This window comes from Marinomonas atlantica (assembly GCF_001639725.1).
Classification (GTDB): domain Bacteria; phylum Pseudomonadota; class Gammaproteobacteria; order Pseudomonadales; family Marinomonadaceae; genus Marinomonas; species Marinomonas atlantica.
This window is the reverse complement of record NZ_LTAW01000002.1, coordinates 113,059-135,812: the sequence shown is the minus strand read 5'-3', so window position 1 is coordinate 135,812 and position 22,754 is coordinate 113,059. Positions and strand designations below refer to the sequence as shown.

Annotated in this window: 18 protein-coding genes and 2 tRNA genes; 2 read left to right on the top strand and 18 right to left on the bottom strand. The window is 44.0% G+C overall.

Annotated features, from left to right (window positions below):
- Positions 1–14: 14 nt before the first annotated feature.
- The 3 genes from AYW75_RS03305 to AYW75_RS03295 all read right to left on the bottom strand — a co-directional run bounded on the left by AYW75_RS03305 (position 15) and on the right by AYW75_RS03295 (position 2,189).
- Positions 15–785: a hypothetical protein gene (locus AYW75_RS03305; protein ID WP_067095368.1), complete on the bottom strand. Its 771-nt coding sequence runs from the start codon at positions 783–785 to the stop codon at positions 15–17.
- Positions 770–1,309, bottom strand: a complete 540-nt coding sequence (locus tag AYW75_RS03300; RefSeq protein WP_067095365.1) for an RNA polymerase sigma factor — start codon at positions 1,307–1,309, stop codon at positions 770–772. Before AYW75_RS03300 ends, AYW75_RS03305 begins: the two co-directional genes overlap by 16 nt.
- A gap of 73 nt (positions 1,310–1,382) precedes the next feature.
- Positions 1,383–2,189: a hypothetical protein gene (locus AYW75_RS03295; RefSeq protein WP_082856370.1), complete on the bottom strand. Its 807-nt coding sequence runs from the start codon at positions 2,187–2,189 to the stop codon at positions 1,383–1,385.
- 314 nt (positions 2,190–2,503) lie between these two features.
- Here AYW75_RS03295 and AYW75_RS03290 point away from each other — a divergent pair, with 314 nt between their 5' ends.
- Together AYW75_RS03290 and AYW75_RS03285 are read left to right on the top strand one after the other, a co-directional pair.
- The gene (locus AYW75_RS03290; RefSeq protein WP_067095362.1) at positions 2,504–4,966 is read left to right on the top strand and encodes an EAL domain-containing protein; all 2,463 of its coding nucleotides are present in this window, start codon (positions 2,504–2,506) and stop codon (positions 4,964–4,966) included.
- 735 nt (positions 4,967–5,701) lie between these two features.
- On the top strand, positions 5,702–6,919 hold the full coding sequence (locus AYW75_RS03285) for a BCCT family transporter (RefSeq protein WP_067095359.1): 1,218 nt from the start codon (positions 5,702–5,704) through the stop codon (positions 6,917–6,919).
- A gap of 73 nt (positions 6,920–6,992) precedes the next feature.
- Here AYW75_RS03285 and AYW75_RS03280 read toward each other — a convergent pair whose 3' ends face one another.
- The 15 genes from AYW75_RS03280 to ftsH all read right to left on the bottom strand — a co-directional run bounded on the left by AYW75_RS03280 (position 6,993) and on the right by ftsH (position 22,262).
- The gene (locus AYW75_RS03280; RefSeq protein WP_067095356.1) at positions 6,993–7,523 is read right to left on the bottom strand and encodes a hypothetical protein; all 531 of its coding nucleotides are present in this window, start codon (positions 7,521–7,523) and stop codon (positions 6,993–6,995) included.
- Positions 7,524–7,929: 406 nt separating this feature from the next.
- The gene (pnp, locus tag AYW75_RS03275; protein WP_067095353.1) at positions 7,930–10,041 is read right to left on the bottom strand and encodes a polyribonucleotide nucleotidyltransferase; all 2,112 of its coding nucleotides are present in this window, start codon (positions 10,039–10,041) and stop codon (positions 7,930–7,932) included.
- A gap of 166 nt (positions 10,042–10,207) precedes the next feature.
- Entirely contained in the window at positions 10,208–10,477 is a 270-nt protein-coding gene (rpsO, locus tag AYW75_RS03270) for a 30S ribosomal protein S15 (protein ID WP_067032253.1), read from the bottom strand.
- Positions 10,478–10,563: 86 nt separating this feature from the next.
- Positions 10,564–11,493: a tRNA pseudouridine(55) synthase TruB gene (gene truB, locus AYW75_RS03265; protein ID WP_082856369.1), complete on the bottom strand. Its 930-nt coding sequence runs from the start codon at positions 11,491–11,493 to the stop codon at positions 10,564–10,566.
- Positions 11,494–11,502: 9 nt separating this feature from the next.
- The gene (gene rbfA / locus AYW75_RS03260) at positions 11,503–11,886 is read right to left on the bottom strand and encodes a 30S ribosome-binding factor RbfA (RefSeq protein WP_067095348.1); all 384 of its coding nucleotides are present in this window, start codon (positions 11,884–11,886) and stop codon (positions 11,503–11,505) included.
- A gap of 12 nt (positions 11,887–11,898) precedes the next feature.
- The gene (gene infB / locus AYW75_RS03255) at positions 11,899–14,472 is read right to left on the bottom strand and encodes a translation initiation factor IF-2 (protein WP_067095346.1); all 2,574 of its coding nucleotides are present in this window, start codon (positions 14,470–14,472) and stop codon (positions 11,899–11,901) included.
- Positions 14,473–14,497: 25 nt separating this feature from the next.
- Positions 14,498–15,988, bottom strand: a complete 1,491-nt coding sequence (gene nusA, locus AYW75_RS03250) for a transcription termination factor NusA (RefSeq protein WP_067095343.1) — start codon at positions 15,986–15,988, stop codon at positions 14,498–14,500.
- A 30-nt stretch (positions 15,989–16,018) separates the two neighbouring features.
- The gene (gene rimP / locus AYW75_RS03245) at positions 16,019–16,480 is read right to left on the bottom strand and encodes a ribosome maturation factor RimP (protein ID WP_067032266.1); all 462 of its coding nucleotides are present in this window, start codon (positions 16,478–16,480) and stop codon (positions 16,019–16,021) included.
- Between the two features lie 153 nt (positions 16,481–16,633).
- Positions 16,634–16,710 (bottom strand) — tRNA-Met (locus tag AYW75_RS03240).
- A gap of 47 nt (positions 16,711–16,757) precedes the next feature.
- Positions 16,758–16,843, bottom strand: a tRNA-Leu gene (locus AYW75_RS03235).
- An 18-nt stretch (positions 16,844–16,861) separates the two neighbouring features.
- Entirely contained in the window at positions 16,862–17,221 is a 360-nt protein-coding gene (gene secG / locus AYW75_RS03230; protein ID WP_067095340.1) for a preprotein translocase subunit SecG, read from the bottom strand.
- Between the two features lie 5 nt (positions 17,222–17,226).
- Entirely contained in the window at positions 17,227–17,970 is a 744-nt protein-coding gene (gene tpiA / locus AYW75_RS03225) for a triose-phosphate isomerase (protein WP_067095337.1), read from the bottom strand.
- Positions 17,971–18,048: 78 nt separating this feature from the next.
- Entirely contained in the window at positions 18,049–19,407 is a 1,359-nt protein-coding gene (gene glmM / locus AYW75_RS03220; protein ID WP_067095334.1) for a phosphoglucosamine mutase, read from the bottom strand.
- Positions 19,400–20,239 carry a dihydropteroate synthase gene (gene folP, locus AYW75_RS03215; protein ID WP_067095331.1) on the bottom strand — a complete coding sequence of 280 codons (840 nt, stop codon included), beginning with the start codon at positions 20,237–20,239 and terminating at the stop codon, positions 19,400–19,402. The genes glmM and folP overlap by 8 nt, the downstream gene beginning before the upstream one ends.
- Positions 20,240–20,279: 40 nt before the next feature.
- A complete protein-coding gene (gene ftsH / locus AYW75_RS03210) occupies positions 20,280–22,262 on the bottom strand; it encodes an ATP-dependent zinc metalloprotease FtsH (protein ID WP_067095329.1) in 1,983 nt (660 codons plus the stop codon).
- Positions 22,263–22,754: the final 492 nt, after the last annotated feature.

Genomic DNA, 22,754 nt, shown 5'->3' with positions numbered 1-22,754 from the left:
TAAAGAAAAATACGTTATAGGCTGATATTTTTTGCCTCTGTAACACTCCATGTGTTCAACTGGACACATACGCCACGAAAGCGAACATTATCTTCACGAGTTTGACCATCGATCACCAATAGTTCTGCGCTGTTTTTGATGGCCGCCCATTCAGGTTTGCTAAGATCTCGCCCATTTTTTAAATCAGACAGTTTTCCTAACAAAATAAGCTGTCCTGTGTCTCGGCTGCTAGCCCATATATATAAGCCTTGGGTGTCCGTTTTAGTCGTGCGCTGGTTCCACTGCAACCGCAACTGCGAAGGCTTTGCCTCATTTCCTTGATAAGCTAATAATACCATTTGTGGCTCAGCTTGCGAGCCGCTCTCAGTAGGCAAAATAGGATGTAAACTTGCCATATAACTCGCCGATTGAAGCGCTGTGATATTTTGCTGGTTTGGAGGGTTAAACAACATAGCCACTAATAATAAACACGCAACCGCGGTCGATAACCGCCATGGTAAAGCGGATTGCCATAATCGTTGTAGGCGTGATGACTTATATGGTTTAAGGCCTACCTCTTTTGCAAGGGCTTGCCATACACGCTTCGGAGGTTCTAGACTATCAGTGTGATTATGAATTGGGGCCATACGCTGCTGCCAATGATAAATACGTGCTTCAAGCTCAGGGATTTGACGAGCTAAAGACTCTGTACGGCGACGACATAAAGGTGAAAGTGTTCCCAAGATATACTGACTCGCCAGATGATCTTGAATATCAGCTTGATAATATCTTAGGCTTCGAGGCATTGTTGCAACTCCTTTAGACCACGCTTGATCCAAGACTTAAGCGTACCAAGGGGAATCGACATTTTTTCAGCCAGCTCAGAATGACTAAAACCATAAAGATATGCATTGATAATGGCACTTCTAGGTTCTTCACGAATACGTTTAAGACATTCACTCAGATCTTTATTTGACTCCCAAATGTCATTATCACCCGCTGCAAGCTCTATGATTTCATCTTCATTGACCTCATTTGGCTTACGTTGTTGCACTCTAAGCCAGTCAATGACCGTATTACGAGTCAACTGACAAATCCACGCCCAAGCATTCCCTAAATCAGAACGGTATTGCTGAGCTTGTTGCCATACTTTGGTAAAACTTTCTTGTAATAAGTCTGCCGCAATGTCTTTATCTGACACCATCTTAAAAATGAGTCCATAAAGCTTACCACTGGTAAGTTGATACAGCTCCTCAAAAGCGGCTTGATGCTTTAGCTTCACTAATGCAAGGCAACCTTCAACTTGCTGCTTCCAAACGTCATTATTCAATGGTTACTCCTAACCTCCCTGCTGTTGTACTAGCAGGGAGGTTTTTGGTCATTCAAATCCTAAATACATGTAATTAAGGCTGTTGCGCTAAGTGCCAAACACCACCCACGCCATCACCCATCATATCACCAGGCTTTTGATCTGCTGCGTAAGTATACAAAGGTTCGCCTGACATTGCCCACTGCCATGTGCCATCTTTACGCTGCATGATACTAAATGGCCCCGACGTATGAGCGCCTTCTTTTGCCATTAAAGGAGGCCAAGCTTTTGCACATCCATCATTACAATTTGAGACACCCTCATAATCCTTATCAAAGGTATACAGCGTCATATGATTTACATCCGTAAGTAAATCGTACTCGCCTTGTTGGTAACTCTTAATAGGAGCATCATCAGCGCGAGCAATATACCAGTAATTTAATGTGCCTTGTCCTACCGTTTCTCCTGCGTAGGTGTCTTTAGAATACGTGTATAAAGGCTGTCCATTAACAGTCCATTGATAACGACCATCGTTACGTTTCATGACACCAAAATTACCCCACGTTTTAGCATGTTTTTTGGCATAGTGAGGTGGCCAAATCGTCGCACATTTTGCATTGCAATTAGAGCGGTCATATTGATCTTTAGAGAACGTGTATAGCGTCATACCATCTGCGGTAGACCAAACTGTTCCCCAATCTGTATCGTATTTAGAAATGGCTTTCTTTTCATTCTTACTATAAGTCGAATTTTTTGAATCATTACCGTAACTGGAAGAATAGCTACTTTTGCTAGAGTAATCAGAATTATTTGAAGAGCTTCCATAGCTATAGCCATCTGTTGAGCAAGCCGCTAATGAAAGGACAAGTGGTAGTGCAATCAGGGCGAAAGTGTTATTCATATTGACCTCGTTTTTGAGTGTTTCTAAAAGATGTAACAATAGAAACGACGAGATATTCCGAATGGATGCAGAGGGTATAAATTTATTTAAAAAAACGCTCTATTCTTAAACTGGCGTCTAAATCTGATAAACATGGCCAGACAAGCCTATATGCATATTTTGATAGTACTGTCCTTTAGCTGGTATTGAATCACCTGCAAAGTTACGACAGGAAATAATACAACGCGCCAAACCATCCTTTAATCTGCACCACTTTTTTGACGTATCCAAGATACGATATACACTTACAGTATCAAGCATTCAGGGCATCACGGATGAAGATTGTTCTCTTTTGTATCACTCTTATGATTCTGTCGATAAAGGCATATGGTATAGACAGGTCTGGTATAAATGGCACGTACTACAGCGAGCACTTACCCACATGGATTGAAAACGAGCCAATTTTACCCTCCGAAGCATTGAAGCAAGTCTATTTAACTGAGCATTATCCTACTAGTGGGTTCTCAGATAATGCTTACTGGCATAAATTGACCTTCCCAGCCACTGGATCAAATAGTGCTACAGTGTACTACCTAAAAGTCAGTAACTTCATGATCGATGAGCTTAATTTTTATTTGTTCCACGGAACGAACTTAGTGGAGGAATGGACAAGAGGCGATCGTCAGACATGGAATAAGGATGAAATTTACGAAGGTATTTGGATTCCCATTGCCTTGGACCCTAGTAAAAAGACCAGTTTACTAATTCGCCGTAGTAGCAGTGGCCCAATCCTATTTCCCATTGCATTGTACGATCAGCATATGATCGATCAAGCAAAGAAACAGCAGAACACCTTGTGGGTTATGTCACTGACCGCATTAGTCTTGTTGCTTGGTTACAACATTCTGATCTATCTAATAACGCGTGAGCGATCGTTTTTCTATTACGTATTGTTCAATGCTGGACTGATTTTATCTCTCGGGTTTATCTTAGGATTTAGTCGCTACTTAGTGCCAAATGATCGTATACATGAGTGGCTTTCGGTAAATATTTTAACGCTGCACTCTATCCTACTTTGGAGTGTGTGCCGTTTTAGTCTCAGCTTTCTCAACATTGAAAAGCACCACCCTTTCTTCTGGACCCATCGCTTTAAAATGGATGCGACTTTTGCCATATTAATTGTCATTAGTGCTTTGCTTGAAGAAAATAAAATGGCTCCAATATTTCTGACTATGCAAATAGTTGGCTCTGGGCTTTGTACCTATTGGGCATTTTATACAAAATCCGTTCATACCTTAGCAATACGTCTGTATTTATTTTCGTGGAGTATTTTGATCTTTGGTGCGTTGACTGGCTCGCTCATCTATTGGGAGCTGATACCCTACAACGGCTGGACAGAGTACGCATTTTTGTTGTCGTCTCTTTGTCAGTTGCTAGGGTTCTCCTTTGCTTACAGCGCTCGTATTAGACAGCTCAACGAAGACCGACACTATACCAACTTAACGGATTCGTTAACGGGGCTTCCAAATCGCCAGTTCTTACTGACTGAGATGCCAACTTTACGCCCCGTATTGGACAATGAAGACGACTCTGATTGCCTTGTCTTAATTGTATTGGCTGGACATCACTCTTTGATCCAAGCTGTTGGGCCAGCCAAAGCCGATCTTGCCGTCAAAAAAATGTTTATTAACATTAACCATGCACTAATGCGTTTGCATGCAGTACAGAGTATGCCTTGGCTAGAGAACACCAGAGTCAGATTTATTCGAGCCAGCACTAGTAATGGCGTTTTTGTCACTACACGTAAAAACGTTGATCGAATATTGTCTAAATTAATGCCGACTTTAGAGCAACATCTATCAATTGAAGGACTAGAATTTTCTTATCCAACTAATATTGGGGTCGCCTATTTTTCAGAAAGCGCAAACACGATTGAGAAGCTGTATCAAAACGCCCAATTGGCAGCCGAGGTGAATCAACATAGTCATGATGATTGGAGTACGTTTAACAAACAAATGAAGTCCGATCATAAATACCATCTGCATATTCTATCACTACTCAACAGAGATCTGAAAAATGGCCAACTGAGCTTTGCACTACAGCCGCAAGTAAACCTAAATGATCAACGTATCATAGGTGCGGAAGTATTATTGCGCTGGCACTGTAAAGAGCTAGGTAACGTCTCCCCCGCGCTATTTATACCACTAGCAGAAAAGACAGGGCTGATTGTTAAAATCACTCAATATGTTTTTAATACAGTTTTTTCATGGATGAGTAAGAACCCGAATGTCGTCAAAGACCGTAGTGTATCCATCAATATATCCGCGAAAGATTTACTGCAACCCGGCTTTTGCGACAAAATTATTGAGTTGAAACAGCGCTACAAAACCCCAGCACATCAAGTACTACTTGAGGTAACTGAAACCGCAATCTTTGATGACAGTAGCGTTTTTAAAGCAAACTTATCACGTCTAAAAGAACATGGATTTAACTTCTCGATTGATGACTTTGGTACTGGCTACAGCTCCATGCTCAATGTTATTTCATTGTCACCTGTTGAGATAAAACTTGACCGAATGTTTGTTAGCTCGATTGATACCTGCAACATAAACCATATTTTGAGCGACTGCATCATCAACCTTTGTCATAAAACCCAAGCCCAAAGTATTGCAGAAGGCATTGAAACATACGAAGAAATGCAGACAGTAAAAACGCTCAACTGCCAAATTGGTCAAGGTTACTACTTCTACAAACCTATGACTCCCGAGGACTACTTAGTTACATTAGAGAAGAATTGATAAGGAGATTGAGCTGATTCGGCACTTACCAAATGAAATTTTCAGCGTCTGGCATTATCTAACGCCGCCCAAAAAAAAGAAAAAAACGACATCGTTATTCCTAAAAGCGACATCAAAAAACAATAAAACTAAGCTCTATCAACGCCATATACATGCGTTATTACAAGCCTCTTACTGAGTAATAAACAGCCTATTTTAAACCTATCTGACAGCAGGAAGAAAAGCATTACTATTGTAAAAAAGCGATTAAAAATACTTATTTATGAGTAAAAACTCCTACACAGGCTTTCCTATAGACCAATCAGATTCATCTATTCTTTACATATCTTTTGGCCTAAAAATTTCCCTCTAGAGCGCACGCTACAATCATCGCATCAAGAGCACCTCCATCTTTCATATCATTGAAATACTGCCTCACTTCTCATATTATTTTTTTTAATTAAACGTTTAATTAAAAATAAAAAGCAAAAAACACTAACGCACTGAAAAAGCTCTTGTGGATAAAAATTGATCCGCACGAGCATCAAATTACATGTAAGAAAAGAGAGCATGTAGCGTTATACTGATCTGGAGAGATTCAATGCTAGCCAAAAAATATGATCGCACTACCCTCAATATAAGCGATAACAGGTATTTTCTAACTGAGCCATTCAGTGCAAACAAACCTAATCTAAATCACAATGAGGCACTGGGTTCAGTCTTGCTCAGTCAGACTACCAAAAGCGTGGTGACGCTATGAATATTCTTTTATCGTCAGGACTAATCTTCTCTTTCATCGCTATAGCGGTAATTTTATTCAAATGGTGGAATGTAAAGTGCGTCGGAGTAACGCCAGTGCGCACTCTTACATTTATCGCGATCCTGTTCACATCAGGACTGGATGTAGGTCTAATAATGTTTCCACTAACCGAATTTAGCGGCTACGCCAACCTTGCTGAAAGTCCAGAATACAGCTTTGCCAACCCTTTAGCGATTGAGTTTGGTTTTTGGGCTTTCTTGATATGGGGCTTTTATTTCCTCACCTGTTTCTACTTCTGCATCATCGAGCCGCACGTTAAATTTTTCGAAATTCCTTTAGTAAAACTGATCAATAACATCGTGATTATAGGAACCTGTGCATTCACAGCATGCCTACTACTGATTAACTTACCTTGGTATTTACCACAGATTGGTGATGGTGAGTCAGTGGTACCTGCCTTCTACCTAATTATACTCGCATCTATCGCTCTTGCAGTCTATTCAAGCAGCAGCATGAAACTTCTCCGATTACTTAGCTTAGGTTCCAGTATTCTTTTTATCGGACTGATCGCTATTATGTGGTCCCGAGCTTTCATGACGGACAACGGTGTTCCTGCGGATTTCTTAAATAAGGCCAGCTTGATCGGAGAATACTTCACCAATATTCACCAGTTCATGTTGCCACTTAACGACTACCATGCCTTTTATCTATTCTGGTGGTTTTCTTGGAGTATCATGATTGGTCAATTCACGGCACGTTTCGTCAGTGGAATCCGCACTTGGCAGCTACTGTTAGCAATGGTGGCACTTCCATCTATCGCAATTGGTATCTGGTTCGCTATTCTTTACCACTACCACATTGAAGGCATACAGATTGCAGGCTTTATCAATGCCTTAATGATCATTGTTGGGATCTTGATGGTGGTAAACTCGCTGGACTCGCTGATTCGTCTATATAGCGACAACCTTAACCTAACCGTAGAACGCTTTGGATTAATCCCTTATATCATTGGTAACCTCGTTGTGATGTGCGGCCTTACGCTATTATTCCAACTCGATTTTCTACGTATAGAATGGGTCGGTGCTTTAGTAATTGGACTTTACTTCAGCTGTTTTGGTTACATCATGCTGAAAAAGCGTACCGAAGTTGCCAGTATTGAATGCCCTAGTAAGAAAAATGCTTTCGAGTTTAATCAAGTTGATGCAGCCAGCTAGGAGATAGGAACTGGGTCTCAGATGAATGAAAGTCATATGTTCATCTGAGTCCTCTCTTGATTAGTTTGCAAGATCAAATGATTTCAGCAAGGTAGGCTTTAAATTGATCAGCAAGCTCGTCAAAGCTATCCATTGTCCCAGCATGCCTATTTAGATTACCAGCATCTACACTGTGCGTTTGATAATGTGTCACGACAGTTTCTAACTCATCATCCACCGTATTTTGCAACAAGGCCATATAGATTCCTTGATTTGCTGAGTTCTTATAAGAGATGTAAAAATCGATATACTTCTTACCAGAAATCATATCACCACCAGCTTTCACACCATTTTTTAGTTTATTACCAGCTAAATCAAATTCCTTCTCCAGCTCATTATAAAAAGCAGCTAACTTCTCACTTGCGACAGAGCCTTTCGCACCAAAGATACGCTTTGCAGCTTTTGGAAAACGGACTCTAGTATTTTTCTCAATCGCCTCTATTAGCAACTCTTTCTCTAATTCATCCAAACCTTTCTTAGCAATCACATTGTTATAGAGATTGATTAATTGTTTCTCAGTGTATTTGTCTTCTTGGATACTTTTTATTAGGTCTTTGATTTCCATATTCTTACTACTTATATAAATGTACACATTGTGATTGGTTAAATTTTTAATTAGTAAAGTTTAAGCGAAAGTAACGACAAAAACTGTCGTTTGATGCCCTAAGGGAGCTTTTAGGATCAGATGAAAATTAACCCTATTAGACTCTTCTTCCAGCAAGACTATTGCCCTATTAGCTCTCACTCATGCGTTTGACTTACGCTGACGGTCGATGCTAAAGCACAAGCCGAGACAGGCGCAAGCAAATTGAATTGCATAGGATAAAGGTTGGGAGGCCCAAGCTAGAGAACTAGCGACTTCTGCGACCTACTTCACAGATGCGAGCTACATCCGAGATGGAATCGGGTCGTACAGGCAATAAAAAGGAGCACCGAGGTGCTCCTTTTAGAGAGTTAACTAAAAGTTAAGATTAACCAGCTACGAAGCCAGCTTTTTCTTCTTCAGTTACTTCTTTAATTGATAGCTTGATACGACCACGTGCGTCTACGTCTAGGACTTTAACGATTACGTCTTGGCCTTCTTGTAGAACATCAGCCACAGCACGGATACGCTCTTCAGCGATCTGAGAGATGTGTACTAGACCATCTTTACCAGGAAGGATGTTCACGAATGCACCGAATTCCGCTAGACGAACCACTTTACCTTGGTAAAGTTTGTCGATTTCAGCTTCCGCTGTGATTTCATGAATACGTAGCATTGCCGCATCAGAAGCAGTCTTATCTGGTGCGTAGATACGTATTGTACCGTCGTCGTCTAGATCGATAGATGCGCCAGTGTCTTCAGTGATAGAACGGATGGTTGCGCCGCCTTTACCGATAACTTCACGAATTTTCTCTGGATCAATTTTGAATGTCGCCATAGAAGGTGCATTCGGAGAAACTTCTGGACGAGCGTAGCCGATCACTTCCGCCATTTCACGTAGGATGTGCTTACGTGCTTCCATCGCTTGAGATAGCGCGATGTCCATGATTTCTTCGTTGATACCTTCGATCTTGATATCCATTTGAAGCGCTGTGATACCTTCTTCAGTACCCGCTACTTTAAAGTCCATGTCACCTAGGTGGTCTTCGTCACCTAGAATGTCTGTTAGAACTGCAAAGCCGTCGTCTTCTTTGATAAGACCCATTGCGATACCCGCAACTGGTGCTTTAAGAGGAACACCCGCATCCATCATAGACAGAGACGCGCCACATACAGACGCCATTGAGCTTGAACCGTTCGATTCAGTGATCTCAGATACGACACGAATTGTGTATGGGAATTCGTCTTCAGACGGAAGAACCGCTTGAACACCACGGCGTGCTAAACGACCGTGACCGATTTCACGACGACCAACACCACCCATACGACCACACTCACCTACAGAGTAAGGAGGGAAGTTATAATGCAGCATAAAGCTGTCTTTTGATTCGCCCGCAAGACCGTCAGCGATCTGTGCGTCACGGCTTGTACCTAGTGTACAAGTCGCAATGGCTTGTGTTTCACCACGTGTGAACAAAGCTGAGCCGTGAGTTTTCTTCAACATGCCCACTTCAACGTTGATGCCACGAACCGTTTTATTGTCACGGCCGTCGATACGTGGTTTGCCGTCGATAACGCGACGACGAACGATGTTTTTCTCAAGTTTAGAGAAGACACCGGTTACATCTGATTCAGAGTATGGGCCTTCTTCAGAAACAAGCTGAGCGATTGCTTTTTCACGCACTTCACCAAGTTTCGTGTAACGCGCCATTTTTTCAGAGATGCCGTAGGCTTCTTCAATTTGATCCGCGTAGCCAAGTTTAACCGCGTCCACTAGATCAGCGTTTGCTTGTTCAGCAGACCATTCCCAACGAGGTTTACCAGCTTCTGCTGCGAAGTCATTGATCACAGAAATCGCTGTTTGCATTTCTTTGTGTGCGTAAAGTACCGCGCCAAGCATTTCGTCTTCAGTCAGCTCTTGCGCTTCAGACTCAACCATTAGGACAGCGTCTTTTGTACCCGCAACAACCATGTCTAGTAGAGACTCAGAAAGCTCAGAGTTAGACGGGTTTAGTACGTAGCCAGTTTCATCACTGAAACCAACACGTGCACAACCGATTGGGCCATTGAAAGGGATGCCAGAGATCGTTAGCGCTGCTGATGTTGCAAGCATTGCAGCGATGTCAGCGTCCAGATCAGTGTTAGTCGACATAACCGTACAAACTACTTGAACTTCGTTCATGTAGCCTTTTGGGAAAAGTGGACGGATCGGACGGTCGATCAAACGAGACGTTAGCGTCTCTTTTTCTGAAGGACGGCCTTCACGCTTAAGGAAACCACCTGGGATTTTACCTACTGCGTAAGTACGTTCTTGGTAATGTACTGAAAGAGGGAAAAAGTCTTGACCTGGTTTAGCCGTTTTAGAGCCAACCACGGTTGCAAGCACTTGTGCGTCACCCATTGTACATAGAACAGCACCTGTCGCTTGACGTGCAATGCGACCTGTTTCTAGTGTGACTTCTTGATTTCCGTATTGAAACGTTTTTGTCGTAATACTCACTCGTATTCCTTAACTTATTTTTTGTAACTTTCTCTCAAAGACGTTCTTTGTTAGCCAGTACTCAAATGCATTCTTGCAGAAATAAAAAATACATTTGAAGTACAGGCTGTCTCTTGAGAGGCCTATAAGAAAAAAGGGCCATAGATTCTATGGCCCTTCTTCAGTCTTAGCGACGTAGACCTAGCTTTTTGATTAGGCTAGTGTAACGCGCTGCGTCTTTACGCTTAAGGTAATCCAACAACTTACGACGTTGGTTTACCATGCGGATAAGACCGCGACGAGAATGGTGGTCGCCTTTGTGAGACTTGAAGTGACCTTGTAAACCTTCGATGTTCTTAGTTAGCAATGCAACTTGAACTTCTGGTGAACCCGTGTCGCCTTCTTTAGTTTGAAACTCAGCAACCAATGCTGCTTTTGATTCTGCAGACAATGCCATAATCTTAATCTCCAATGTAATATGCTATTAAAAATCCAGGGTGGCCGAGCATATTTTCAGTCACTCTAGTGGCGAGGATTATAGCACTAATTCTTGGCTAACTCACTCGTATTTACCAGTCGTTGAGGCTTAATTTTGCCATTTTTAATGACCCCTAAGCCCATGAAAGCACGCGTACCTTCAACGTATAAACGCAGCAACTGATCTTCGTCAAAACCACGGCTGTTGTCCAACAGTCTACCGAAGACTATATCTTTCGATTCTTGCAAAGACATTACGACTTCCGGTAAATGTAAAACAGCCGTATCTGAGCCCATTAAGTTCTGATCAAGTACGTCTTCGCCCTGCTCTGCCAATGCTTCAAACTCTTCGATGCTCAACATGTCTGCCGGATCATAATCCGCCGTTGACACGCGATGAAGGGCTTTCAAATGCGCACCGCAACCCATCGCCTCACCAATATCTTCACCAATGGTTCGAATGTAGGTACCTTTCGAGCAGCTAATATCCAGCGTCAGAGTATTCTCTGAGCGCTCTAATACTGCTAGATTCGAAATGCGGACCTTACGGCGCTTACGCTCGATGGTAATCCCTTGACGAGCGTATTCGTACAATGGCTTGCCTTCGTGCTTTAACGCAGAATACATGGGTGGGACTTGTTCGATGTCACCACGGAACTGATTCAGCAAGCGCTCCAATTCGTCATCGGTTAGTTGCGGCACAGGTTCGTTACTTAAAACATCGCCTTCTTTGTCGCCGGTGGTTGTGCGTATCCCCAGTTCAATACAGGTGATATAGCGTTTATCGGCATCAAGCAGGAATTGGGAGAACTTGGTCGCTTCACCTAAACAAAGAGGAAGCATGCCAGTAGCAAGAGGATCAAGAGCCCCCGTGTGGCCAGCCTTAGCGGCACGGAACACACGACGGACTTTTTGTAGCGCTTGATTAGAACTCAGACCCAGAGGTTTGTTTAGTAGCACGACGCCATCGATGGCGCGCCATTGCGTTTTACCCATGGTAATCGCTTACTCTTCTGAATCTTTATTCTGGTCATTACGGACCGCTTCTTCGATCAAAGCAGACATACGTGCGCCGTTCACTACACTGTTATCGTAGTGGAAACGTAGATGTGGCATCACACGTAGTTTTACTTCTTTCGCTAAACGATGACGTAAAAAGCTTTTTGCACTGTCTAGAGCTTTTTGGTTTTCAGCCAAACGCTCTACATTGTCGTCCAAACCTAGCACTGTGTAGTAAATATCAGCGTAGCCCAAGTCTTTAGCGACTCGGACTTCGTTGATGGTTACTATGCCAAGGCGTGGATCTTTCACTTCAAACTGTATAAGGGATGCCAGCTCTTTTTGGAGCTGGTCACCGATACGACTAGTACGACTGAATTCGCCTGCCATTATGTATCCCTATTAAAGTGTACGAGCGACTTCGATAGTCTTGAAGACCTCGATCTTATCGCCAGCTTTAACATCGTTGTAGTTCTTCACACCGATACCACATTCAATGCCTTGACGAACTTCGTTGACAGCATCTTTGTAGCGACGTAGAGACTCAAGTTCACCTTCGTAAATTACTACGTTGTCACGCAGTACACGGATGCTTTCGTTACGGAAAACCGTACCTTCAAGTACCATACAGCCGGCTACTAGACCGAACTTAGGTGAACGGAATACGTCACGTACCTCAGCAGTACCCACGATATCTTCACGAAGATCAGGAGACAACATACCAGATAGAGCCGCTTTCACATCATCGATGATGTTGTAGATGACGCTGTAGTAACGTAGGTCTACACTTTCACGATCAATAAGTTGCTTAGCAGAGCTGTCCGCACGAACGTTGAAACCAAAGATTACTGCTTCAGAAGCCAATGCTAGCGTCGCATCCGTTTCAGTGATACCACCTACACCGCTCGAGATGATGTTCACTTTTACTTCATCAGTGCTTAGATCGTTCAAAGATTTGATCAAAGCTTCCAATGAACCGCGAACGTCTGCTTTCAATACGATGTTCAGTGTGCCGACTTCGTCTGCGCCCATTCCTGAGAATAGGTTCTCAAGCTTAGCAGAGTGCTGACGTGCAAAACGCACTTCACGGTATTTGCCTTGACGGAAGTTAGCCACTTCACGCGCTTTACGCTCATCAGCAACGACGATGAATTCTTCGCCTGATTCTGGTGTGCCATCAAGACCTAGGATCTCTACTGGAATAGATGGGCCTGCGGACATTACCGCCTTACCGTTCTCATCCAACAAGGCACGTACGCGACCCATTTGTAGGCCTGCTAATACGATATCACCTTTCTTAAGCGTACCGTTTTGTACTAGTACCGTTGCCACCGAACCACGGCCACGATCAAGACGAGACTCAACCACAACACCACGACCTGGGGCACTTGGTACGGCTGTTAGCTCTAGTACTTCTGCTTGAAGCAACACAGCCTCTAGAAGTGCATCGATACCTTCACCAGACTTAGCTGAAACGCCTACGAATTGGATGTCACCACCCCATTCTTCTGGTACCACTTCTTGTGCTACCAATTCGTTTTTCACTTTGTCGATGTCTGCGCCTTCTTTATCGACTTTGGTCATCGCTACAACAATTGGAACGCCGGCAGCACGAGAATGCTGGATCGCTTCAATAGTTTGTGGCATAACGCCGTCGTCTGCCGCACATACTAGGATAACGATATCCGTTGCTTGAGCACCACGTGCACGCATAGACGTAAACGCCGCGTGTCCAGGTGTATCAAGGAAACTTACCATACCGTGGTCAGTTTCTACGTGGTAAGCACCAATGTGCTGTGTAATACCACCAGATTCCGCAGCCGCTACGCGTGTTGTACGAATGTAGTCAAGTAGCGATGTTTTACCATGGTCTACGTGACCCATTACCGTAACAACAGGTGCACGTTTGATCGCTTCACCTTCGTAATCAATCGCTTCTAGCATGTCATTTTCGACAGCGTTTTCATCGATAAATTTCGCTTTGTGGCCCATTTCTTCAACCACAAGTGTCGCAGTATCACGGTCGATCGTTTGGTTAATGGTTGCCATGGCACCCATTTTAAACATTACCTTGATCACTTCCGCTGCTTTGATTGCCATTTTATCGGCCAACTCAGCAACAGTAATACTTTCAGGAAGTGCTACTTCGTGAATCATTGGAGCAGTCGGTTTTTGGAAACCGTGCTCTTGTTTTGAAGGTCTCTTAAGCTTGCGCTTACCGCCGCGACGAGAAAATTCATCGTCATCATTCAAAGAAATACGACCGCTACGCTTAGAGTCTGGCTGACGACCACGAGCTTTTTCTTTATCACGAGCAGGTGCTGCAGCTTTCTTACCTTTCGGTGCTGGTGCACTTGGCTTAGATTCGCCAGGCGCTTGAGAAACCTTACGATTGGTTTTGGTCTCTTTCGAATTTTCCACGAGTTTATCCGCTCCCATATCGGAGTCGTTTGGCTCCGCTTGCTTGGTTGCTCGTTGTTCTGCGTTACGTTCTGAATTTAGACGTTCCGCTTCTTTACGAGCTTGTTCTTCAGCTTCAGCTTTTGCTTTAGCTGCCTGTTCGGCTTCAAGTTTAGCTGCTTCTTCGCGAGCTTTCTCAGCCTCTATACGTGCTTGCTCTTCTGCCGCGCGCTGCTCTGCAAGCAATTCTTGCTCGCGAGTCAGTGCATCATCAGCATCCGGACGCTTCACGTAGGTGCGTTTTTTCTTTACTGCAACATTTACTGTTTTGCCACCACCGCCAGCAGACAATGTGCTTTTGGTACGACGCTGCAAAGTGATGCGTTGCTCACCTTGCGTCTCACCTGCATCGCCATGCTGACGTTTAAGATAGTTTAACAGTATTTGCTTCTCAACATCAGATACTTCTTGATCGACACTCTTATGAGGCAAACCAGCATCTTTCATCTGAGTTAATAATTTCTCGACTGGCGTGTTTACCAGTTCGGATAGTATCTTAACGGTTTGAACTGTCATTAAGTTCCCCCTTTTTACTCAGATTTCATTCAGATTCAGCAAACCATGGCGCACGCGCTGTCAGTATCAATGTCGCTGCACGTTGTTCATCCATTCCATCAATATCGATTAATTCATCAACTGACTGTTCTGCCAAATCTTCCATCGTAACAACGCCTTTCGACGCTAGAACCAAAGCAAGGTGATTGTCCATACCTTCCATTTCAAGCAAGTCTTGAGCAGGTTTTGCACTGTCTAGCTGCTCTTCTTCTTGTAGCGCTTGGTTCAATAGCGTTTCTTTAGCACGTGTACGCAACTCGTTTACTAAATCTTCATCAAATCCGTCGATGTCTAACATCTCTTCCATAGGCACATATGCAATCTCTTCAACAGATGCAAAGCCTTCTTCCGCTAGCTGAATCGCTAGGTCATCATCAATGTCCAAAGCAGACACAAACAGATCAATCAGCTTTTGTGATTCTTCTAGTTGCTTCGCTTCAGCATCTTCAGCAGTCATTACATTCAAAGTCCAGCCTGTCAAAGCTGATGCTAGGCGAACGTTTTGACCATTTCGACCAATCGCTTGAGCAAGATTGTCACTCTTAACCGCTACATCCATAGCGTGTGAGTCTTCATCAATAACGATTGAGTCAACTTCTGCTGGTGCCATCGCATTGATTACTAACTGTGCTGGGTTATCATCCCAAAGCACAATATCAACACGTTCACCGTTCATTTCGTTAGAAACCGCTTGAACACGTGCGCCGCGCATACCGACACAAGCACCGATCGGATCAATTCGACGATCGCTTGTTTTAACAGCGATTTTGGCACGAAGACCTGGATCACGAGCCGCGCCACGGATATCAATCACTTCTTCAGAGATTTCTGGCACTTCCAAACGGAATAGCTCAATCATGTACTCAGGTGCTGTACGAGAAAGCACTAACTGAGAACCACGGTTGTCTTCGCGAATTTCTAACAACAATGCACGAATACGATCGTTTAGACGGAACGTTTCGCGATTGATTAGGTGCTCTTTTGGTAAAGACGCTTCGGCGTTCTCACCTAAATCAATGATCAGACTGTCACGAGTGACCTTCTTAACTTGACCATGAACAAGCTTGCCTACTTTGTCACTGTACAGAGCTACCATTTTCGCACGCTCTGCTTCACGTACTTTTTGTACGATTACTTGCTTAGCTGTTTGTGCCGCGATACGACCAAACGATTCTGACTCAATTTCTTCTTCAAAAATTTCGCCAGCACCTAATGCTAGACCCATTTCTTCCATATCATCAGTCGTCAATTCAGAATCTGGAGCAGAATAATCTTCATCTACTACAATGTCCCATTGACGGTATGTCTTGTAATCACCTGTACGTTGGTCAATCGATACACGTACTTTGGCTTCGCCTTCAAAACGTCGTTTTGCAGCGCTTGCTAGTGCAGTTTCTACGGCCTCAAAAATCACCTGTTTAGGCACATCTTTTTCGTTGGATACCGCTTCTACTACCAAAAGAATTTCTTTGCTCATCCTTTTAGCCTCTCTCAAAGGTTGAATAAATTAAAACTGAGGAACTATGTTTGCTTTTTCAATCAACTCGATTGGCAGCAAGTACTCTTCGTTATCTACGAGCAGCACTACTTCATCACCTTCAATGCTGGTGAGCTGACCTTTAAATTTGCGGCGACCATCAAACGGCACACGCAAGCGTAATGACACAACAGAACCAAGAAAACGTTGGTACTGGCTGAGTTCAAATAATGGGCGATCTAAACCTGGTGATGAAACCTCAAGGTTGTATTCGCCAGAAATAGGGTCTTCCACATCCATAATCGCACTTACTTGACGACTAACCGATGCACAAGCCTCTACATCAATACCTTCTTCGGAGTCTGTTTCAATGAAAACACGTAGAACAGAATCCTTGCCGTGAGATAGGTATTCGAGCCCCCAAAATTCAAAGCCTAAACCTTCAACAACGGGCCTGATAAGCTCTTCTAATTGTGTGAACTTAGTAGACAAATGACTTCTCCGATATAAAGCGTAGAAACAAAAAACGGGCTCAAGGCCCATTTAACTGCAGTTCAGATAGCAAAAAACCCCATAAAGGGGCCATCCAAACTATAAGATCTTCTCAGACCTTAATCTTATTATGTAACCATAATAAGACTAGGTTGGTTGCGGGAGCCGGATTCGAACCGACGACCTTCGGGTTATGAGCCCGACGAGCTACCAGACTGCTCCATCCCGCGTCAACGAGAATACATTCTACTACAGGAATGCGTTACTCTTCAAGAAATGGTGCCGATGGCCGGACTCGAACCGGCACAGCCGTAGGCCACTACCCCCTCAAGATAGCGTGTCTACCAATTCCACCACATCGGCATAATCGTAGAGTAGATATTAATCTACTGTAGGAATATCTTGACCATCTGTAGACTCTGCTGGGCTATCAAGCTCAGGCACTTCCACAGTTTCTTCAACTTGTGATGCAGTTGGAACAAATTCCAAACCTCCATCAACTGTTTTTGCTTGCTCGCTAGCAAAAAACGCTAGACCAAAGCTCGTCAAAAAGAACACAACGGCAAACAGTGCAGTTAGTTTACCAAAGAAGCTACCGCCGCCTTGACTACCAAATACAGTTTGAGAAGAGCCACCACCAAAGGAAGCACCTGCATCAGCACCTTTACCCTGCTGTATCAACACCAACCCGATAATAGCAACGGCCGCCAATACATGAACAACTAAAACTAAAGCTTCCATTTAATTTACTTCGCAGATTCTATAATCGAATTAAATTCTGTAGCATCCAGCGATGCACCGCCTATAAGCGCGCCATCGATATCAGCCTGAGCAAATAGCTCAACGCTGTTAGATGCTTTAACACTGCCACCGTATAAAATTGCGATTTTCTCTGCAATTTTTGAGGAACGTTTAGCAATGTTATCTCGAATACCTTTATGTACTTCTTGAGCTTGTTCAGAAGAAGCGGACTTGCCAGTACCAATCGCCCAAACAGGCTCGTACGCAATCACTACCTTTTCAAACAGCTCAACGCCGATCTCTTCTAACACTGCATCCACCTGAGAGTTACATACCGTTAAGGTTGTTCCTGCTTCACGTTGTTCCAGTGTTTCACCAACACATAATATTGGCGTTAGACCCGCTTCTAGCGTCGAGGCTACTTTCCTCGCCACTTGAGCATCTGTTTCTGCGAACAGAGAACGACGCTCTGAGTGTCCCAAAATCACGTGGGACACAGAGAAATCTTTCAGCATAGATAAGCTGACTTCTCCAGTGAATGCACCTTTTGCAAATTCTGATGCATTTTGCGCAGCCAACAAAACCTTTGATCCCGTCAAAGATTGGGCCACCAAAGGCAAATATACATAGCTCGGTGCAACCACTACATCAACGGCATCATTGGCTTGAATACTTTCAACCAGTTCAACAACCGACTCTACTGAGCCATTCATTTTCCAGTTACCAGCGACTATCTTACGACGTGTCATAGCGATACCCTTGATTTAGAGGCGCTTATTCTAGGTAATTGTCCTACCTAGATCAAGCGCTAATTTTTGATTTTTAAGTTATGAATCAGACGATTGATTACTCTTGCCTTGAGCAACTCGCTCAACTTCAGTGGCTAAATAGTCTACCAGTTCATCAACCATTTCTTGGTCACGGCCTTCTACCATGACACGAATCAGAGGTTCAGTGCCCGATGCACGCAGTAATACACGCCCTAACCCGTTGAGTTTTTCATTAGCCATCGCAATGGCTTTTTGCAACGCAGGCTCTTCTGCCGGAGCAAAACGTGCAGCCACTCGAACGTTTTTTAGCTTCTGCGGAAACTTAATTAAACCTTCTAATAACTCGTGCAATGATTTGCCTTCTTCAATCATGGCACGCAATACTTGCAACGCCGCAATAATACCATCGCCAGTCGTTGTAATATCACGACACACAATGTGTCCTGAGGGCTCACCACCCAGTACCCAACCGTGCTGAATCAGCTTTTCATTCACATAACGGTCACCTACTTTGGCACGACTAAAGCCTATACCGTTTTCAGAGAAGGCTAACTCTAGGCCGAAGTTACTCATCAGAGTTCCCACAACACCGCCGTTAAAACGACCAGTGTGCATAAGGTGGTTGGCAATAATATAAAGCACATCATCACCATCACAAACCTTGCCGAAGCGATCCACTAAGATCAGACGATCGCCATCGCCATCTAAAGCAATACCAATATCAGCTTCGGCGGCTAAAACGTTTTTACGCAATAGTTCAGGTTTGGTTGCACCACTGTCTTCGTTGATATTTAGGCCATCCGGGCTAACACCAATAGGGATCACTTCTGCCCCTAACTCAGAGAACACACGGGGCGCAACGTGATAGGTCGCACCATCCGCGCAATCCACAACAATTTTAAGTCCTGATAACTGCAAACCAATCGGGAACGTGCCTTTACAGTACTCAATGTAACGTCCAGCCGCATCATCAATACGTTTAGCTCGCCCAATCAAACTGGACTCAACTACGACCATCGGCTGATCTAAAAAGTATTCAATCTTTTCCTCGAGCTCGTCCGAAATCTTACCACCCTGAGCTGAGAAAAACTTAATGCCATTGTCCGTATAGGGGTTATGGGATGCACTGATAACAATCCCCGCACTGGCGCGGAACGTTCGCGTTAGATAAGCAATGGCAGGCGTCGGCATTGGGCCAACCAAACGCACATCAGCACCCGCCGCTACAATGCCGGATTCAAGTGCCGACTCAAACATGTAACCAGAAATGCGCGTATCTTTACCAATCAGGATTTTCTTATCATGCTCTTTGAACACCTGACCCGCTGCCCAACCTAGCTTGAGCATAAACTCTGGTGTAATAGGATCATTGCCCACCTCACCACGAATACCGTCGGTACCAAAATATTTACGCATTTCGACTCTCTTCTATTTGATGCATCACTTTTAACATATCTACATGAGGCTTGACGTCGTGTACACGAAAAATCCTCGCACCTTTCATGTAGGTTGAAGCATTTGCTCCCATTGTGCCATACAAACGCTCTGAGACAGGCACATCAAGAATATCGCCAATCATAGTTTTCCGTGAAACTCCGATCAGTACCTCATGGCCCAAATCCAAAAATCGCCCAGTATAGTTCAGCAACGTTGTATTATGAATCAGGGTTTTACCAAAGCCGATTCCTGGATCAAGAATAATATTCTCTTTATTAATCCCCGCAGCAATAGCCGCTTCGATTCGCGTTAATAGGTAACGCTCCACATCATCAATTAAATCACTGTACGATGGTGACTCCTGCATAGTCTGCGGCGTACCACGCATATGCATAAGACATACAGGCAGCCCCGTCGCTGCAGTCGCTTCCAATGCCCCTTCACGCTCTAATGCACGTACATCATTAATCAAACCAGCGCCAAGGGCAGCAGAGCCTGTTATCACCGAAGGCGTACTGGTATCCACTGAAACGATGACATCAAAACGCGATTTAATGGCTTCAACAACTGGCAATACACGACTCAACTCTTCTTGCTCACACACAACCGCAGCACCAGGACGAGTTGACTCACCACCCACATCAATAAACTCAGCACCATCTTCTATCATGCGCTCAGCTTGTTTTAATGCAGAATCTAAGGAGTTATGTTTGCCGCCATCAGAAAATGAATCGGGCGTAACGTTTAGGATACCCATAACGCGAGGAAGCGATAAGTCCAAAGACTTATCGCCAAAAACCATCACAGACATTGTTTATTCACTTTATTCGGAAAAACAAAACCGACGAAGCTTACGCTTCGCCAGTTGGTTTTTGAGGAACCGGTGTCTCACCTGTTGAGTCAGACGGATCGGTCATTTGATCAGGGTTTGCGGGATCACTTGGTGCTGCTTCAGTCGTACCACCAACTTCAGCCGCACCACCACCAGAGACATCACTACCAGCACTTGGATCAGACCAACCAGTTGGAGGGCTTGGCTTTTTGCCGTCCATGATTTCTTTGATTTGGTTCGCATCAATCGTCTCATAGACCATCAGCGCATCTGCCATGACCTCTAACTTCTCGCGATTCTCTTCAAGAATTTGCATCGACTTCTGGTAACAACGGTCAATGATGCCACGCACTTCAGAATCAAGCTTCTTACCTGTTTCAGGCGAGAAATAATTGTTCTTACTACCTGTCATGCTTTGCTGATCGTCTTCTTCGTAGGCAAATGCACCCAACTCTTCAGACAACCCCCATTTCGTTACCATGTTACGAGCTAAACTTGATGCACGTTCAATATCATTCGATGCACCCGTCGACACACCGTCGAAGCCATGAATCATTTCTTCGGCGATTCGACCGCCATAAAGGCTACAAATCTGCGATTCGATACCACGTTTGCTGAGGCTGTATTTATCTTCTTCTGGCAAGTACATGGTCACACCTAAAGCACGACCACGAGGAATGATTGTTACTTTATAAACAGGATCATGCTCTGGCATCAGATAACCAACTATCGCATGTCCTGCTTCATGGTAAGCCGTATTGCGCTTCTCCTCTTCTTTCATCACCATCGACTTACGCTCAGCACCCATCAGGATTTTATCCTTAGCGAGCTCAAGTAACTCCATGTTGACCAAACGACGATTCGAACGCGCAGCAAACAATGCCGCTTCGTTAATCAAGTTGGCAAGGTCTGCACCAGAGAAGCCAGGCGTACCACGCGCAATGTTCTTAGGCTCAACATCATCCGCAACAGGAACTTTACGAAGGTGAACTTTAAGAATTTGTTCACGACCTCGAATATCAGGAAGACCGACCGTTACTTGACGGTCAAAACGACCAGGACGCAACAGCGCAGGGTCTAACACGTCAGGGCGGTTAGTTGCGGCGATAACGATAATACCCTCATTACCTTCAAAACCATCCATCTCAACCAACAGTTGGTTCAATGTTTGTTCGCGCTCATCGTTACCACCGCCCATACCTGAGCCACGGTTACGACCTACTGCATCGATCTCATCAATAAAGATGATGCAAGGTGCATGCTTTTTAGCTTGTTCGAACATGTCACGAACACGTGACGCACCGACACCCACAAACATTTCAACGAAGTCAGAACCAGAAATCGTAAAGAAAGGTACTTTTGCTTCACCAGCAATCGCTTTTGCAAGCAATGTTTTACCCGTACCTGGAGGTCCACACATTAGGATACCGCGTGGAATTTTACCGCCAAGACGCTGAAATTTTCCTGGCTCACGTAAGAAGTCTACAAGCTCTTCCACGTCTTCTTTCGCTTCATCACAACCCGCAACGTCGGCAAACGTTGTTTTAATCTGATCTTCAGGTAGTAAACGGGCTTTAGACTTACCAAACGACATTGGTCCGCCTTTACCACCGCCTCCACCTTGCATCTGACGCATAAAGAACACAAAAATTGCCAGAATTAATAGGATTGGGAAGCTGGCTATCAACAGTTGCGTCCAAATGCTTTGTTGCTCAGGCATACGACCTTCAACAACTACATTATTGCTCAACAGATCATCCATAATTTTTGGATCAGCTGCTGCTGGACGAACCGTTTCAAAACTGTCACCACTCGAACGTGAACCACTGATGGTATAACCCTCAATGACCACTTTCGCAATACGACCGTCATGAACCTCTTGTACGAATTCAGAATAAGAGATTCGATTGGTTTCCGCAGAGGTATTAAAATTGTTAAACACTGTCAGTAAGACCGCAGCGATCACCAACCACAATAAAATATTTTTAAGCATATCGTTCAAGAGCACACCTCTTAACGGTTAGTTTAGCAAGCACTGTCATCGTGCAAACTTAGTAACCTTTAATTTGTCGTCCTAGTAAGCACACTTAGCAGCCTAAGCTGAAAAGTATAGGGTTTACGGGTGACAACAGAACCCAATGGGCCCTGCATCGATTTAGGTTTTAAAAGCCAAGCCTTTAAGGACCTTAACAAGAATTCCACTAAGGCGTCATGCCTATTCAGCAATCGTTTCGCTGAATCAGCCGCACACAATCTGAGTTATCAATACATTGCTACCACAGATATTGGGATCAATGGTTGAAATTACAAGATATAACGCACGTTTTCCAATCCCTAAAGGTATTTTTTCGTATACTTTTAGATGTATGAAGAGCATCAGCTATCATTTACCCTGTCACAATAACACGGCATCGATAGCAGGAGTTACGACCTAACTATGATTTCCGATCACTTAGGCAAGATTATACGATAATTTACTCGAAAAGCGGTCGTT

What these genes read in the sequence shown, in the direction of transcription:
- secG (WP_067095340.1), bottom strand. Translation starts at nt 17,221, where the DNA reads ATGGAAGCTTTAGTTTTAGTTGTTCATGTATTGGCGGCCGTTGCTATT.
- AYW75_RS03285 (WP_067095359.1), top strand. Translation starts at nt 5,702, where the DNA reads ATGAATATTCTTTTATCGTCAGGACTAATCTTCTCTTTCATCGCTATA.
- rbfA (WP_067095348.1), bottom strand. Translation starts at nt 11,886, where the DNA reads ATGGCAGGCGAATTCAGTCGTACTAGTCGTATCGGTGACCAGCTCCAA.
- glmM (WP_067095334.1), bottom strand. Translation starts at nt 19,407, where the DNA reads ATGCGTAAATATTTTGGTACCGACGGTATTCGTGGTGAGGTGGGCAAT.
- AYW75_RS03280 (WP_067095356.1), bottom strand. Translation starts at nt 7,523, where the DNA reads ATGGAAATCAAAGACCTAATAAAAAGTATCCAAGAAGACAAATACACT.
- nusA (WP_067095343.1), bottom strand. Translation starts at nt 15,988, where the DNA reads ATGAGCAAAGAAATTCTTTTGGTAGTAGAAGCGGTATCCAACGAAAAA.
- rpsO (WP_067032253.1), bottom strand. Translation starts at nt 10,477, where the DNA reads ATGGCATTGTCTGCAGAATCAAAAGCAGCATTGGTTGCTGAGTTTCAA.
- folP (WP_067095331.1), bottom strand. Translation starts at nt 20,239, where the DNA reads ATGTCTGTGATGGTTTTTGGCGATAAGTCTTTGGACTTATCGCTTCCT.
- AYW75_RS03295 (WP_082856370.1), bottom strand. Translation starts at nt 2,189, where the DNA reads ATGAATAACACTTTCGCCCTGATTGCACTACCACTTGTCCTTTCATTA.
- tpiA (WP_067095337.1), bottom strand. Translation starts at nt 17,970, where the DNA reads ATGACACGTCGTAAGATAGTCGCTGGTAACTGGAAAATGAATGGCTCA.
- infB (WP_067095346.1), bottom strand. Translation starts at nt 14,472, where the DNA reads ATGACAGTTCAAACCGTTAAGATACTATCCGAACTGGTAAACACGCCA.
- AYW75_RS03290 (WP_067095362.1), top strand. Translation starts at nt 2,504, where the DNA reads ATGAAGATTGTTCTCTTTTGTATCACTCTTATGATTCTGTCGATAAAG.
- truB (WP_082856369.1), bottom strand. Translation starts at nt 11,493, where the DNA reads ATGGGTAAAACGCAATGGCGCGCCATCGATGGCGTCGTGCTACTAAAC.
- AYW75_RS03305 (WP_067095368.1), bottom strand. Translation starts at nt 785, where the DNA reads ATGCCTCGAAGCCTAAGATATTATCAAGCTGATATTCAAGATCATCTG.